This is a genomic window from Alteromonas sp. H02, assembly GCF_059682525.1.
Genome location: NZ_CM185021.1, coordinates 2,786,039 through 2,801,121 on the forward strand (window position 1 = coordinate 2,786,039; position 15,083 = coordinate 2,801,121).

The window sequence follows — 15,083 nt, forward strand, 5'->3', positions numbered from 1 at the left end:
GAAGTGTTATCTCATGCCTTCGCGGCGCAGTGCCTGAGGCGTGAACTCCGCTTCTCTCGGAGTAATTGAGAAGTCGTACATTTTCTCCTCATTATCCAAACCAATTGCCAGGTAGCGGCGTGAGTTCAGGTCGTGATAAACATCCAGCGTAGACCACTGAGTCGGCACTTCGTAGTAGTTCACGCCATAAGCCACAGCAACACGGTACAGTTCACCGCGGTTGTCGTACATATCGGCCAGTTGGATCTGCCAGCTGTCTTCATCGATATAGAACACGCGTTTCTGATAGATATGGCGTAAGCCTTCTTTCAGTGTTGCCTCAACAACCCATACACGGTGTTTTTCCCAACGGGTTAAATCAGGATTTACGTGGTTAGGCTTAAGAATATCTTCATAGCTCACTGTATCGCCGTGCAAGGTATAGTTGTTATACGCAACGTACATTTCTTTCTTGCCTTTCAGCTCCCAGTTATAACGGTTTGGGGAGCCGTTAAACATGTCGAAGTCATCAGTGGTACGCAGGCCGTCAGCCGCTGTTCCCGGCGTATCATAAGCGATGTTCGGTGCCAGGCGCACACGACGCTGACCGGTGTTGTACGTCCAGGCTTTACGTGGCTCTTTTACCTGATCCAGTGTTTCATGAACCAACAGCGCAGTACCCGCCAGACGTGCAGGCTCAGTCACCTTCTGTTTAAACATAAATAGCACGTTGTTTTCGAGCAGGCTTCCTGGTGTTGCATTTGCCTGCGAGTACTGAATTAACAGTTGCTCATCAAAGCCGATAACGTTGTAGTCGCCGCCAGCAGTAACCGCTGCCTGACCACCATTACGCTGCACAGCCGGGCCACGATAGCGGGCAATGTGGTTCCAAATCGCTTCCAGCCCATCAGCTGGGATGGGGAAAGGAATACCAACTGCTGCACCTGCCATACCGTTACCCCCATCTAACAAGGTAGCACGGGTAGCATTTTCTTTGGTCGCATCGTAAACAAACTGAGGGTTTGACGCTGAGCGGTGGGTTTTGTAAACCGGTAACTTAAAGGTGTCCGGGTAAGTCTGGAACATCTTCTTTAAGCCTTCTGATAACTGATCAGCATATTGCTGATAGTTAGCAGCGGTGATCACAAATTCAGGCTTCTCACCCGCATAAGGGTCCGGGTGGAAGTCCCCTGCACTGTAACCTGCAGGTGCTGAGGTAATCCCCCCTGTCCACGCCGGGATAGAGCCGTCGGCGTTACCTGCTTTTTCACCACCGAGCGGCGTTAATTCTGCACCCAGTTTAGCTGCTTCATCCGCGGTTACCTTGGCCTGTACAGGCACTGTCGTTAGCGCAACCGTCAGGGCTGCTGCAATAATTCCGATTTTTTTCATCATAATAAATACTACTCTTTATTAGATTGCGTACTTGATGTTGAACGAAACAAAGTCACGATCAGATAGTTGGTTGGTGGTACCAATACCACCCCAGAATGCACTATATGAGGCCGTTGCCGACCATTTACTCAAGTAATCAAAAGTGAATGAAATATTGGCTGACTTAGTATCTTCAGTGAACAGGAATAAAGGATCCGGAGTGGTACCTTTCACATCATGAGAAAAGGTCATACGGGTCCGCAAATTAATCCCTGCAAAGACGTTATTGTGATCAGCCACTGCCAGTAGTCGATAACCCCAGGCATCATCCGTAGCAAATGGGTTAGTTTCAGGTCCGTTTGAAATGCCTATTAATAACCCAGTACGCGGGTCGCCTGATGAGGTAGGTTCTACAGATGGTGTCCTCCCAGTTCCTGGTGCACTTAAGCGCACCACCGATGGATCCGGGAAGTCAACGATATTGACATACCCGGCTTCACCCAGCAGGATCAGGTTGTCAGTACCCAGTGCAGGTCCAAACACATGAGACAACGTAAACTGGGCCTGCCAGGTATCAGAAAATACGTAACCCTGGGCAGTTTCGCCCGGGCCAACCGCTCGGTCGATGTTATTTAACTGAGAAATTCCGGCCAGATCAGGACGCAATCCCGCATTCGCTAACTGTTCAGGCATCGCCATAAATAATAGTTCATTATCGTCTATTTGGAGTGGCTCATCCTGACGATATGCAAATTCACCGGCAAGGGCTGTGGTACCGATATTGGTATTGAAGCTGAAACCGTACAGTTTAATGTCTTCAGGATAATAGAACTTCGCTTCGGTGAAAGCTTGCAGCTCGGTAATGTTATCACGGTTGATATTATGACTGGCGATGTAAGCCAAATCTTCGGCAATGGCCGCGCTGGTAAAGTTAGACGTTTCACCAGAAATCAGCGGGCGCTGGCTATGATAGTTTATATGATAAAAACTAAATTCGGTTTCATTTAATGCCTCGGCGAACCAGGTTAAACGTAAACCATACTGGCCCTGATCGTCTGCATCAACATGTGCGGCGTCACTGTAACCACGAATGGCTACCTTGGTTGGGTAAGCAAGATATGCCTGGCTAATCGCTGCAGGGTTACCACCCGCACGCAGGGCATCACCAATACCATTCAGAGAAGACAGCAGGTAATCAAGGTCGATATCCGGATTACCCGTACTAAGTTGTATTGCATTTGCTTGTCCCCCCTCACCGGCGAAATCGTTGGTGGCGAAGTAACTACCGGCAACCGGTAACCAACTGCGTTCCCACTCATACTGATAATAGGCCGACACGCTAACATTCTGGGTGATACCCAATTGCGCGAATACCATGCCTACCGGAATAAACACTTCTTTAAGTTCTGCGCCAGGCGTACGGGCGCGGGTAACATCAATAGGGTTAGTGGTATTGATACCGTGCTGAATAAAAGTACTCTCACCCCAGCTGACTACCTGCTGACCAACACGCACGGTTAACGGGTTATCGCCAATCCACCAGTCGCCATAGAAGAACGCGTCCAACAGACGTACGTCTGTACACAATAATTCTTTCGCTCTTGGATCGTCGCAAAGCTCGGTATTATTGCCGGTAATCGGGTTATCCCATGGACGGTCGTTGTCCATTTGCTCAAAATCGTAGAACCAGAAACCCCGGGCAAAAAAGCCAATATCGCCGTAACGAATGTCTAATTCGTGGTTGCCGGATATTTGGGTTGAGAACGCTTCGCCAGAATCATGCGCCAGGTTACCCAAATCACCATTACCGGAATAGGCGCCGTCAGCCAGCGCCCATACATCGGCACTGGGATAAATAACATTGGTCGCTGCATTATAGCCAGACCAGTTAAACTGAGGATGATTACTGTTACCAATTAAACTGTAGTCGCGGTCTTCAACGCGAATACTGGTAGCGAGTGTCAGGTTAGTATCCAGCGATACGGATACATCACCAAAGTCCCATGAAGCCGCACCAGCCGGTAGCGAGGCGGCACCTAAAAAGGCAAAAATTCCAGCTGCGATAGGCGATTTCTTAAATGCGCTAAGCCTGGTTATCATAATTTTTATACTCCTGATTCAACAGTAACCTGCTGATAAAACGACAAACTCATCGGTTTATTTAACAAAATGATTACATCATTTTACACAGATGGCAAGAACTAATCGTACCAGTTGAAAAAAAGCTGATTTTTTAATCTGTTACAAAAATAGCGTCTGGTGAAAACGTTCTTAACCGATTGATAGTTATAGTTCAAATTCAGGCGATGCGCTCAAAAGATTTTATTTTATTTTGTGCACTGACCACGAGTCTGAAACGGCCATAAAAGCCTCGACTATCAATAAATTGGCGAATGCGGCCCGATGGTACCTGCACCCGCTCGCCAGAATCAGCGGTCAATACCACCACGGGTATTGAGCCGCTGTAAAGGAGCTGACACTGGTGATATGGCTCATTTACCGAAAAAAAATACACCTTATCGGAACTATGAATCATGTCCGTAGGCCAGTGCTTTGCTGACTTTTTCGTAAAGATCCTTACTTAATGAGGCATCATCAAGCAAACGTGACAGTTGCTGTCGCATCAGGGCCTGACGCGATGGCGCAAAGTGTTGCCATTGGGTTAATGGCGTGACTAACCTCGAAGCCACCTGCGGATTGGTTTTATCCAGCTCCAGCAAATAGTCGGTCAGGAATCGGTAACCACTGCCGTCATCGGCATGAAAACCTGAAGTATTATAAAACGCGAAGCTGCCAATCACCGCGCGAACCCGGTTAGGGTTTTGCTGGCTGAACTGCGGGTGCTGACGCAACAGCGTAAGTTGCGCCAGAATATCACTGCGATCACAGGTAGCATGTAAACCAAACCACTTATCCAGTACCAGCGGATCGTCGCGCCAGCGTTGCTCAAACTCATTCATCAGATTATTAAACAACACTAAATCGAACTGTTGCGCAGCTTTCAGTGCACCCAGCGTATCTGACATGTTGTCTGAACCGGAGAATTGCTCAGTGATCAAGGTTTCAGCCAGTGGCAATTCTGCCAGTAGCGTAAGCACCACATTCTTACACCGCCGTGAACTAACCTGAGCCGGCTCATAGGCATAAGAATCTGATTGATTGGTTTGGTAAATTACCAGTAACAAGTCAGACATAAACTCAGCCAAATCGTGGCTAAAGGTTTGTCTGGCTTCGTTTAAGGCATGTACATCGATATTCTCACGGGTCTGGCACAGGGTTTCAAAGCTCGGTACCACCAGGCACTCTCCGAGAATTTCCGGATTATCCTGGCTGGCTTCAACGGCTTCATAGAGCCCTTGCCAGATGGCTTTTTCTACCTGCTGGGGGCTGCCCTGATAATATTGTTCAATGCACCAGTTATACAACTGCTGAATAGCATCCCAGCGGCTAAAGGCATCGTTAGCAAAACGGAAGGTATGTAACCACTCTAACGGCGTTAGATCGGAAGTCAGTTTAACCGGCGCGGAAAAATTGCCCAACGCCACCGGCGTTATATTACTCCCTTTACCGGTAAAGGTTAATTCAGTCACCGGTTTATCCAGAATAACCAGGTTATCACGGAACATGCCGCTATCTGGCGCTACGTGCTGACCGTCTGCTGCCAGAAACTCAATTTGCAACGGGATATACAGGTCTTGTTTTTCAGCCTGATCAGCGGTTGTCAGATTTTGTTGAGTCAGCGTTACAGTGAGTTTATCGCTGGCGGCATCATAGGCACGTCTAACCTCAACGCGAGGTGTGCCCGATTGACTATACCAGCGGGAAAAATGGGTTAAATCAATATCAGTTGCTGACTGCATGGCTGACACAAAGTCATCACAGGTAACAGCCTGACCATCATGACGTCTGAAGTATTCATCCATCCCTGCTCTGAAACCTTCAGCCCCCAATAAGGTATGCATCATCCGAATGACTTCAGCGCCTTTGTCGTAAACCGTCACCGTGTAGAAGTTGTTCATTTCAATCACTTCATCCGGGCGGATGGGATGACTCATGGCACTGGCGTCCTCAGCGAACTGATGCTCGCGCATCACCCTTACCTGCTTGATACGGTTACTGAGCGGCGAGCTCATATCGCTGCTGAACTGCTGATCGCGAAACACCGTAAGGCCTTCTTTTAAACTTAACTGGAACCAGTCTCTGCATGTTACGCGGTTACCGGTCCAGTTATGAAAGTACTCGTGGGCGATAACCGATTCCACATTAAAGAAATCTTCATCGGTAGCAGACGCCTGATCGGCAAGTACAAACTTACTGTTGAAAACGTTCAGCCCTTTGTTTTCCATGGCCCCCATATTGAAGAAATCCACGGCGACTATCATGTAAATGTCGAGGTCATACTCAAGGCCAAATACTTCTTCATCCCAACGCATAGAACGTTTTAAGGCTTCCAGGGCAAATTCGCCGCGCTGGCGTTTACCTTTGTCTACAAACAGTTCTAATGCTACCGACTTGCCGCTTTGGGTGACAAAGGTATCGGTTAACTGATCAAAGCTGCCGGCTACCAGTGCAAACAGGTAGCTTGGTTTAGGAAACGGATCCTGCCATAAAATCCAATGCGTGCCGTCGGTGTTGCTGCCCTGTTCAATGGGGTTACCATTTGCCAGCATAGTTGGCAGACTGGCTTTGTCACCGGTAATTTTAACCGTAAAACGGGCCAGTACATCAGGCCGGTCCAGATAATAGGTGATGCGGCGGAAACCCTCGGCTTCACACTGCGTGCAATACACGCCGTTAGACAGATATAGCCCTTCCAGCGCCTTATTCTCAGACGGATTAACTTGCGTCACGATGCGCAGCGTAAAGGCATCCGGTACATTATTCAGCACCAGGCCGCTATCGGTTTGCTCATAGTCACCAAAAGGTAAATCATCAATAGCCACTTCTAACAGTTGCATATGTTCGCCATCGAGCTTTAACGGCGCGTTGGCTGCGCCCTGGCGCTTTACCTTTAGTTCGCTGACCACTTTGGTGGCAGACGGATCCAGGGTAAAGTCCAGGGCAATATCAGTAATTGTAAACTCGGGCGCGCGATAATCTTCGCGACGTTTAGCCACTAGCGTCATTGCATCTCCTAACAAGATGTTTATTTAGCTGCAGTCACGGATTGCGGTGGCTCAAGACGGAGAATTTTAATTCCCAGATAAGCATAAATCACCGCCAGAACCGGACTAATTAAGTTAAAGAAGGCAAAGAAAATATAGTCAAACGGATGCACCATTAACACGCCATGCATATAAGCACCGCAGGTATTCCATGGAATAAGCGGAGACGTAATAGTGCCGCCGTCTTCCAGACTTCGGGATAAGTTTAGTTGATGGAGGCCACGTTTGGCGTACTCATCCTTATACATACGACCAGGCATAACGATAGCCATGTACTGATCAGAAGTGATCAGGTTAGTACCAATGCAGGTCAGAATTGTGCGACTCACCATCGCACCGGCCGTTTTAGCGCCGTGTAAAATAGCGCCGACGGCACGGGTGAGTAACCCTACCCGCTCCAGTACCGCGCCAAACGACATGGCACACACTATCAGCCAGATAGTATTGAGCATGGAAGACATGCCGCCACGGCTGAGCAGGCTGTTAAGGTTGTCGTCGCTGGTATTAAAACTTACGCCGTCGAATAAGGCAGTCCAGACCACTTTAAGGGCACCAACAGAAAACGAATCTGCACTGTCTTTCATGGTTTGAATGACATCAGGCTGGAAAATCAACGCCCACACGCCGCCTAACAATGCCCCGATACCTACAGCCGGGAAAGCCGGCATTTTACGGACCGCCAGGGTCAGCAGCACAACCAGCGGTACCAGCATAACGATATTGATGTTAAACGTATCATCCAGTAACACCTGCATTTGCTGAATTTTCTCGGCAGACTGCACGCCGGATTCACTGAGGCCGATGATAACAAATAACATCAGCGCCAGTGCAAAGCTGGGAATAGTCGTCCATAGCATGTAGCGAATGTGTTCAAACAGATCGGTACCAGCCACCGCCGGTGCCAGGTTAGTGGTTTCTGATAACGGCGAAATTTTATCGCCAAAGTAAGCACCGGAAATGATCGCACCGGCGGTGATTGCCGCCGACATATCCATCCCGGCCGATACGCCCATCAGTGCCACACCTACGGTTGCTGCGGTTGTCCACGAACTACCAATACTCATTGCCACCACGGCACAGATGATACAGGTAGCCGCATAAAACATACTAGGGTTGAGCAGCTCAAGCCCGTAGTAAATTAACGTAGGTACCGTACCCGCCAACATCCAGGTACCAATCAGTGCGCCTACAACCAGCAGGATAAGACAGGCGCCCAGCGACACCGAAATGCCCTGAATAATGCCTTTTTCAATATCGTGCCATTTGTGGCCATTCCTCATACCAATAATAGCCGCCAGGCCAGTACCAATTAACAGCGATACCTGATTAGGCCCATAAGAGGAATTATCGGCAAACAGGTACACGGCGGTGCCAAGCATCAGAATGAGTGAAATTACCGGGATAAATGCGTCTAACAACGTCGGTTGTTTTATTTCTCTGGTCATGGTTATTTCCTTATGCAACCGAACGATAGAACATCAGCAGAATGACCAGCGGGCAGACAAACTTCACGTACCACGGCCAGATTTTCCAGAATAAACGCTGCTCCATTTCCGGCGCGCTTACCTTTAACTCGGCCAGTATTTCGTTGCGCTTCCATACCCAGCCGGCAAAAATACACAAAGCAAAGCCAAGTAACGGCTGGCTGTACTTAGTGGTCAGCGCGATAACAAAACCAAACAATGTTGAAAAGTTAAAGATGATCAGCGCGCTGGCAGCAAAAATAACCGTTGTAACGATCATTACAGCCTTAGGACGGGACAAATTGCGGCTTTCCGACAAATAGGCCACTGGCACTTCCAGCATCGAAATAGAGCTGGTCAGGGCGGCAATGACCATAAGCGCAAAGAACACGGTAGACACCACAACGCCAATCGGACCGATGGTATTAAATAACGCTGGCAGCACAGTAAAAATTAACTGGTCGCCGGCAATCAACTCCCCTGTTGATGAGAAGATTTCCACGCCATTATTCAGGGCCACATACATCGCCGGGATAATCAGCATACCGGCAATAATCGCCACACCAATATCCACCAGGGCTACGGCGGCACCAATGGTCGGTAAATCTTCTTTTTTACTCATGTAAGAACCATAAACCAGCATGGTACCTACGCCGAGAGACATGGAGAAGAACGCCTGCCCCATGGCATCAATCAGCAAATCCGGATTGAGCACCACTGAAAAATCCGGAACCAGATAGGCAGCCCAGCCTTCGCTCGCGCCTGGCTGAAAGCTCACATAGACAATCAGTATTCCCATCAGAATAAACAGGGTTGGCATCAGGCGTACAGACCAACGCTCAATACCGGCTTTCACGCCGCCAAGTACGATGTAAGAAGTGAGGCCCAGAAACAAAGCACAAAAGATAAGGTTGGTGCTTAGTGAATAGCTGGTAAGCCAGTCACTGACAGCCTTAGGGGCCACTGGCCGGCTGGCTGATTCTGCAAAGAAGGCAATCATCCAGCCGCCAACAATAGCATAAAAGGCCAGAATTAATGACACCGTAACACAGCCCCACAGACCGGTAAGCCGCCCCAGTGGGTTGCTGGTGATCTGACCCAGTGAGTCGACCATATTGGCCCGGTGAGCGCGGCCGATTACCAGCTCTGCCATTAATACCGGATACGCCAGCGCAAACGCCAGCAACAGGTAGACTAAAACAAAAGCTGCGCCGCCGTTACTGGCTACCTGGGTTGGAAACCCCCAGATATTACCCAGTCCTACAGCCGACCCCGCAGCCGCCAGTATAAATCCGATACGAGAAGAAAACTCACCACGAGCCGCCATACACGTTGTTCCCTTTATTATTGTTTTATAGTTATTTTACTACTGTCGTTAGTATTTGTGTTTTGAGTGTCTGATGCAATGAAAAAGGGCTGACAGTGCTGCCAGCCCTTTATGAAGCGAACGTCTAACCGCGGGTTAGTGCGTATTTCCCCGTATTTACCATGTCGAGGGTAATGTTAGCGGCTTCCGTGAGGTACGGATCCAATTCCTCAAGCTCTTCAGGCAAGTCCTCAAGATCTTCAACAACTGGCAACCCCATGCGGGTGAGTCGCTCGTTAGCACGGGCCAGTGCTTGTTCTTCATTCTCTTTTTTCTCTGCCAGTCGTTCTGACTCAACCAGAGAAATAAAGTCTTTATCTTTATTTTCTTTATATTTTTCGATGTCCTGCTGAATATAGCCAAACTCAGGATCCTGCATGATACGGGCATTGTGTTTAGCGGCCAATACATCCAGTGCACTCTGAGTATCACCGAAGGTAGTGTAATTCGCACGTTTGATACTATCCCACGGCAAGGCGTTTTCTTCCTGACTTTCGCCCCACTCTGCCGGATCGATTGGCGATGGGAACGGAATATCCGGCACGACACCTTTATGTTGCGTACTGCCGCCGTTGATGCGGTAGAACTTAGCGATGGTGTACTGCACGCTGCCCAGTGGGTTTTCGTAGAGGTCGTAGATACGCCCTAACCCTTTATGCTGTTGTACCGTACCCTTACCAAAGGTTTGCTCACCGATGATCAACGCGCGGTTATAATCCTGCATGGCTGCGGCAAAGATTTCAGATGCCGAGGCACTGTAGCGATCAACCAGAACAGTGAGCGGCCCCTGGTAGGCAACTTTACCATCAGTATCCTGATTTACGCTCATACGACCGCCTTCATAACGGATCTGCACAACCGGCCCCTGTTCAATAAACAGACCGGAAACCAGTGTGGCTTCTGATAACGAACCACCGCCATTACCACGTAAATCAACAATAATCGCTTTCACTTCTTCCGACTTCAGCGCGTTAATTTCCTTTAACACGTCAACGTGAAGGTTATTGTAGAAGCTCGGGATAGAGATAACGCCTACCTTTTCATTCTGATGCGGGCCTGAGTCAGGCACGAATACTTCAGATTTGGCAGCACGATCTTCCAGTTTAATTTTGTCACGAATTAAGGTTATTACCGACACCGTTGTGCTTTCGGTTGCGCCCTTTTGCACCTGCAGGCGAACTTCACTGCCTTTGGGGCCTTTAATCAGTTCAACCACGTCGTCCAGACGCCAGCCAATGACATCAACAAACTCTTCGTCTTCCTGGGCGACACCAATAATTTTGTCTTCCGGTTTAATTGCCTTGGATTTATCAGCCGGACCACCCGGAACAATGCTCTTGATAACGGTAAAGTCATCTTCACTCTGCAACACTGCACCAATACCTTCCAGCGACAGATTCATATCCATCTGGAATCGTTCTGCATTGCGCGGCGATAAATAACTGGTGTGCGCTTCGATGCTCCGGGCAAAGGAGTTCATTACCGTCTGGAACACGTCTTCGCTTTGAGTTTGCTTAAGACGTTTAATGGCACGCTCGTAACGCTTGGTAAGCAACTCTTTGATCTTATCCTGCTCTTTACCAGCCAGCTTCAGGTTCAGCGCATCGTATTTAACGCGCTGACGCCATAATTCATCAAGCTCATCCTGATCTACAGGCCAGGCGGCTTCTTCGCGGTCGAAATAAAACTTGTCGCCTTCTTTCTCGAAGTCAAACTCACCGTCGAGCAGGGTTAAGGCATATTCATAGCGACTGATGCGCGATTCGAGGTTGCGGTTGAACATGTCGTAAGCCACTTGCAGGTTTCCACGCAAAATGGCTTCGTCAAACTCGTCCCGATGCTGGTTAAATTCAGCAATATCGGACGCTAAAAAGATATTTCGATTTCCGTCGAGAGATTTGAGATAGCGGTCGTACACTTTCTCAGATAACGAATCATCCAGTTTGATCAGTTTATAATGTTCACGGGTGAACAGTGTACTGATACGCTTTGCCGCGGAGGAATGTTGCGGCTCTTGCTGGAGAATGGGCAGATCTTCGACACTATTGCCAGATGTAACCGCTCCGGCTCCTACGCTTAACGCAAGAATTGCACTGGCAACGGAAATGCGAAGTATATCTTTCATATTACTACCTCTTAGAACGTGCTAAACGCAGTGTTTGCGGATTAACCTTTACTACCATCCCCGTATCCAGTTGAACATGTACACCGTCTTTTGCTACTTCGGTGATTACCGCGTGCATTGGTGCCTTGCCTAGTTTTACCGTAACTGATGTACCAACGGTTAAATCAGCATCAGACAGTTTGGCCGGGGGCGTCTTAATTGGTCTGCTATTTTTCGATTTAGTTCCGTTATTATAGCGTCCGGCAGGAGATTTACCCGCTTTATCACCGCTATTCGCCGCAGATGAGCGGCCATCTTTCTTACGATTCGACTGTGCTGCCTGCTTACGCTTTTCAGCAGCTTTGGCTTTGCTCTCGTCAAGTTGCTTTTTGGCGTGCTCTTCGTGCTCTTCTTCTATTGCCGCATCCTGATTTCCATCCAGATCAACGCGAAAGTTCCCTTTCTTGATGCTGTACAAATAGCGCCAGCTATTTGTGTAATGGCGTAAGCTCGAGCGCAACAACGTTTTACTAACGCGTTCATCTTCGGCGAGGCGCTCGGCAAGATCCTGAAAGATGCCAATTTTAAGGGGTTTGGCTTCACCTTCTAAGGTAAAGCAATTAGGAAATGTCTCGGCAAGAAAGGCGATAACCTCTTTGCTGTTACTAAACTTCTGCGATGATTCCATAAATGTCAATGTATGTCAGTGTTAATCCAGATTGTCTGCATCATCCCAAGTTGCTAAGAGATGGTCAACCCAATCAAGCAAATCATCATCATTTACGTACAATAAATTGTCATCCTGATGCCAAATTGACCAGGTGTGGGCCAATAATTTCTCTAAACGCTCGATTTCGATGTCTTCTTCGGCGCGATCATAAACCATGTGTAACACGGTATTGAGCCGTTCTGCGGCCTCATCCGGATCCTCAAACACATCTTCCATATCTTGCCAGGTGGCCAGGACCACCTGAACATCCACCATGTGCTTCATGATATTTCCGCCACCAGAGCATCCACAATGGCCACCAGACCGGCTTCGTCTTCGGCACTAAAGCGGGATAGTTTTGGGCTATCAATATCCAGCACACCAACTAACTTGTCGTTTACCACAATCGGGATAACAATTTCTGATTCTGACGCGGCGTCACAGGCAATATGCCCAGGAAACGCGTGAACATCGTCGATACGCTGGATGGTATTGGATTGCGCTGCCGTGCCGCATACGCCTTTGCCCATCGGAATGCGAATACAGGCTGGCAGCCCCTGAAACGGCCCCAGTATTAACTGCTCTTCTTTATACAAATAAAAGCCGGCCCAGTTAACGTCGTCCAGATTGTGATAAATCAACGCGCTTAAATTAGCCAGGTTGGCAATTAAATCAGGTTCGCCGGCAATCAGGCTTTTCGCCTGTTCAATTAATTGAGGGTAAATGCTACTGTCGTTCAAACTATAATTCTCAATTGAAAAGTGACAAGACCGGCAGAGTGTAGCAGTTCCCTCAATAAAGGTTAATCGATGAAAATCACCCGGGTGATTAATTCTCGATAGCGAAGGTAACGTTCACCGCAGCCGTGCTATCGGTCTGGCCGGGTAAACTGAAAGCATCTTCCTGTTGAACACGCATTCTTACCCCAACCGGTGGCTGGTTATAAGACATGGATTCGCTAATCGAAATGACCCCGGCGATAGTTACGCCCATTTGCTTGGCGATAAGACTGGCGCGCTCTTTAGCGTCTTCCACCGCGGCAATTAGTGCCTCGCGATAGACCTTTTCGGGATTGGAGTTAATAAACTCAAACTGATCGATACGGTTAATGCCGCGTTTCATGGCACCATCAAGGACTGTATCGTAGTTTTGCAATTGATTTGAGGTTACGCGTACCTGCCTAGTAAGTACGAAGCCCTTATGTTCTCTGCCATTAGGCGTGTGTTCATACCAAGGGGATAAATTAACAGACATTGACTGTATGTGCTGTTCGGCAACGCCCTGAGACAATAAAAAGCTCACTACGGCATTAAGTTTGGCATTGGCCTGCTCGTTAAGCTTGCTCACTACCGCACCACGCTCTTCAATGACCATGGTCAGGGTATAAGCATCCGGCGTTGCCGCCACAATCCCCTGGCCAGACACCTGTAAGGTTTTTTCGTCTGCCTGAGAATGAAAACTTAACGCCAGACCCAGCGCTGCTAAAGCAATGACTTTCCAATTCATAAAACAACTCCAGTTATAAGACCTGCGCAGTATGGCAACGAAAGACTTAACCTAACCTGAACTGTTATCCCATATATGTTATTAACCGAAGAACCAGTAACTCACCACAATTGCGGTGGCAATACCGGCCACGTCAGCTGCCAGACAACAGGCTACGGCATAGCGGGAGTGTTTAATACCAACTGCGCCTAAATACACTGCCAGCACATAGAAGGTGGTTTCGGTAGAACCCTGCATCACCGATGATAAACGCCCGGCAAAGGAGTCTGCGCCATGGTGCTGCATGGTTTCAATCATCAGCGCCCGGGCACCACTGCCACTCAGCGGTTTCATTAAGGCGGTGGGCAGTGCATCCACAAAGCGCGGGTCAAAGCCCATCCACCCTGCTGCGGTGGCAATCATCTGGACCAGAATATCCATAACACCACTGGCGCGTAACATGCCAATAGCGACTAACATCGCCAGCAGGAATGGAATGAGCGATACCGCCACTTCAAAGCCTTTTTTAGCGCCATCAACAAATTGCTCATAAGTGTTATTGCCTACCCGCCAGCCAGAAATGAGCACGCCGACCACAAAGGTAAATAATAAGCTGTTGGCCACAATAGCCGACTGACTGGCCAGTTCGGTGGCGGCCAGCTGGGCAAAATACAAAATAACCGCTGCCAGCAAGCCAAACACACCAACCAGATACAGCAGCACCACACGATTAAACAGGTTAATACGCTGCACCAGGCAGGTAACAATTAATCCTGCCAGCGTTGATGCACTGGTCGCCAGTAAAATAGGAATAAACACATCGGTGGGCTGCGCCGCGCCCTGCTCGCCACGGTACAGAAATACCGCGATGGGAAATAAAGTTACCGACGAGGTATTCAGTACCAGAAACAGGATCTGGCTGTTGGTAAGCGTATCTTTTTGGGGTGCCAGGGTTTGCATATCCTGCATAGCCTTAATACCAAAGGGCGTTGCCGCATTATCAAGACCCAGCAAGTTGGCCGACATATTCATGGTAATACTGCCCAGCGCCGGGTGGTCGCGGGGAATGTCAGGCATTATGCGACATAAAAACGGTGCAAGTACCCGGGAAAACTTCTTGATTAAGCCCGATTTTTCAGCCACCTCAAAAATGCCCAGCCAGAATGCCAGCACCCCTATCAGGCCAATGGCGATTTCTACACTCAGGGTTGCCATGCTGCTTACAGCATTCATTACATCCTGAAAACCGCCAGGGTTTTCGCCCCACAGGGCCTGATATAAGGTCGCCAGAAATGCGCTGACAATAAAGGTAAGCCAAATTCGATGCAACATAGATGATTAACCTGAATAATGAGTAAACAACGGGCGGACAGGTTAAACCGTAAAACAGGAAAGCAGAGATAGCAGATTAATGCACTGTCGTTCTCACCTTCCCGGG

The 15,083-nt window shown here is 48.7% G+C and carries 12 protein-coding genes; all 12 read right to left on the reverse strand.

The annotated features are described in order from the left end of the window. Positions 1-6: 6 nt before the first annotated feature. A complete protein-coding gene (locus AC566Q_RS12965) occupies positions 7-1,374 on the reverse strand; it encodes a DUF1329 domain-containing protein (protein ID WP_499617279.1) in 1,368 nt (455 codons plus the stop codon). 18 nt (positions 1,375-1,392) lie between these two features. After that, positions 1,393-3,453, reverse strand: a complete 2,061-nt coding sequence (locus AC566Q_RS12970; protein ID WP_499617282.1) for a DUF1302 domain-containing protein — start codon at positions 3,451-3,453, stop codon at positions 1,393-1,395. A 199-nt stretch (positions 3,454-3,652) separates the two neighbouring features. Continuing rightward, the gene (locus AC566Q_RS12975) at positions 3,653-3,889 is read right to left on the reverse strand and encodes a DUF2835 family protein (RefSeq protein WP_105936340.1); all 237 of its coding nucleotides are present in this window, start codon (positions 3,887-3,889) and stop codon (positions 3,653-3,655) included. Beyond that, positions 3,879-6,479, reverse strand: coding sequence for an aminopeptidase N (gene pepN, locus AC566Q_RS12980; protein ID WP_499617286.1), 2,601 nt, complete (start codon positions 6,477-6,479; stop codon positions 3,879-3,881). Before pepN ends, AC566Q_RS12975 begins: the two co-directional genes overlap by 11 nt. Before the next feature lie 20 nt (positions 6,480-6,499). Then, on the reverse strand, positions 6,500-7,963 hold the full coding sequence (nhaC, locus tag AC566Q_RS12985) for a Na+/H+ antiporter NhaC (protein WP_499617289.1): 1,464 nt from the start codon (positions 7,961-7,963) through the stop codon (positions 6,500-6,502). 10 nt (positions 7,964-7,973) lie between these two features. Next, a complete protein-coding gene (locus AC566Q_RS12990) occupies positions 7,974-9,308 on the reverse strand; it encodes a sodium-dependent transporter (RefSeq protein WP_499617292.1) in 1,335 nt (444 codons plus the stop codon). 124 nt (positions 9,309-9,432) lie between these two features. Then, complete coding sequence (prc, locus tag AC566Q_RS12995; protein WP_499617295.1) at positions 9,433-11,472, reverse strand: carboxy terminal-processing peptidase; 2,040 nt, start codon at positions 11,470-11,472, stop codon at positions 9,433-9,435. 4 nt (positions 11,473-11,476) lie between these two features. Continuing rightward, the gene (gene proQ, locus AC566Q_RS13000) at positions 11,477-12,139 is read right to left on the reverse strand and encodes an RNA chaperone ProQ (RefSeq protein WP_105936335.1); all 663 of its coding nucleotides are present in this window, start codon (positions 12,137-12,139) and stop codon (positions 11,477-11,479) included. A 21-nt stretch (positions 12,140-12,160) separates the two neighbouring features. Further along, complete coding sequence (locus AC566Q_RS13005) at positions 12,161-12,445, reverse strand: hypothetical protein (RefSeq protein ID WP_499617299.1); 285 nt, start codon at positions 12,443-12,445, stop codon at positions 12,161-12,163. Next, positions 12,442-12,900: a free L-methionine (R)-S-oxide reductase MsrC gene (locus tag AC566Q_RS13010; protein WP_105936333.1), complete on the reverse strand. Its 459-nt coding sequence runs from the start codon at positions 12,898-12,900 to the stop codon at positions 12,442-12,444. The genes AC566Q_RS13005 and AC566Q_RS13010 overlap by 4 nt, the downstream gene beginning before the upstream one ends. An 88-nt stretch (positions 12,901-12,988) precedes the next feature. Beyond that, positions 12,989-13,666, reverse strand: coding sequence for an SIMPL domain-containing protein (locus tag AC566Q_RS13015; RefSeq protein WP_499617302.1), 678 nt, complete (start codon positions 13,664-13,666; stop codon positions 12,989-12,991). A gap of 81 nt (positions 13,667-13,747) precedes the next feature. Then, positions 13,748-14,977 carry a nucleoside recognition domain-containing protein gene (locus AC566Q_RS13020; protein ID WP_499617305.1) on the reverse strand — a complete coding sequence of 410 codons (1,230 nt, stop codon included), beginning with the start codon at positions 14,975-14,977 and terminating at the stop codon, positions 13,748-13,750. Between the last annotated feature and the right edge of the window lie 106 nt (positions 14,978-15,083).

Excerpts from the sequence above, each read along its gene's own strand:
- AC566Q_RS12965 (WP_499617279.1), bottom strand. The coding sequence starts at position 1,374 with ATGATGAAAAAAATCGGAATTATTGCAGCAGCCCTGACGGTTGCGCTA.
- proQ (WP_105936335.1), bottom strand. The coding sequence starts at position 12,139 with ATGGAATCATCGCAGAAGTTTAGTAACAGCAAAGAGGTTATCGCCTTT.
- AC566Q_RS13005 (WP_499617299.1), bottom strand. The coding sequence starts at position 12,445 with ATGAAGCACATGGTGGATGTTCAGGTGGTCCTGGCCACCTGGCAAGAT.
- pepN (WP_499617286.1), bottom strand. The coding sequence starts at position 6,479 with ATGACGCTAGTGGCTAAACGTCGCGAAGATTATCGCGCGCCCGAGTTT.
- AC566Q_RS12975 (WP_105936340.1), bottom strand. The coding sequence starts at position 3,889 with ATGATTCATAGTTCCGATAAGGTGTATTTTTTTTCGGTAAATGAGCCA.
- AC566Q_RS13015 (WP_499617302.1), bottom strand. The coding sequence starts at position 13,666 with ATGAATTGGAAAGTCATTGCTTTAGCAGCGCTGGGTCTGGCGTTAAGT.
- AC566Q_RS12990 (WP_499617292.1), bottom strand. The coding sequence starts at position 9,308 with ATGGCGGCTCGTGGTGAGTTTTCTTCTCGTATCGGATTTATACTGGCG.
- AC566Q_RS13020 (WP_499617305.1), bottom strand. The coding sequence starts at position 14,977 with ATGTTGCATCGAATTTGGCTTACCTTTATTGTCAGCGCATTTCTGGCG.
- prc (WP_499617295.1), bottom strand. The coding sequence starts at position 11,472 with ATGAAAGATATACTTCGCATTTCCGTTGCCAGTGCAATTCTTGCGTTA.
- nhaC (WP_499617289.1), bottom strand. The coding sequence starts at position 7,963 with ATGACCAGAGAAATAAAACAACCGACGTTGTTAGACGCATTTATCCCG.
- AC566Q_RS12970 (WP_499617282.1), bottom strand. The coding sequence starts at position 3,453 with ATGATAACCAGGCTTAGCGCATTTAAGAAATCGCCTATCGCAGCTGGA.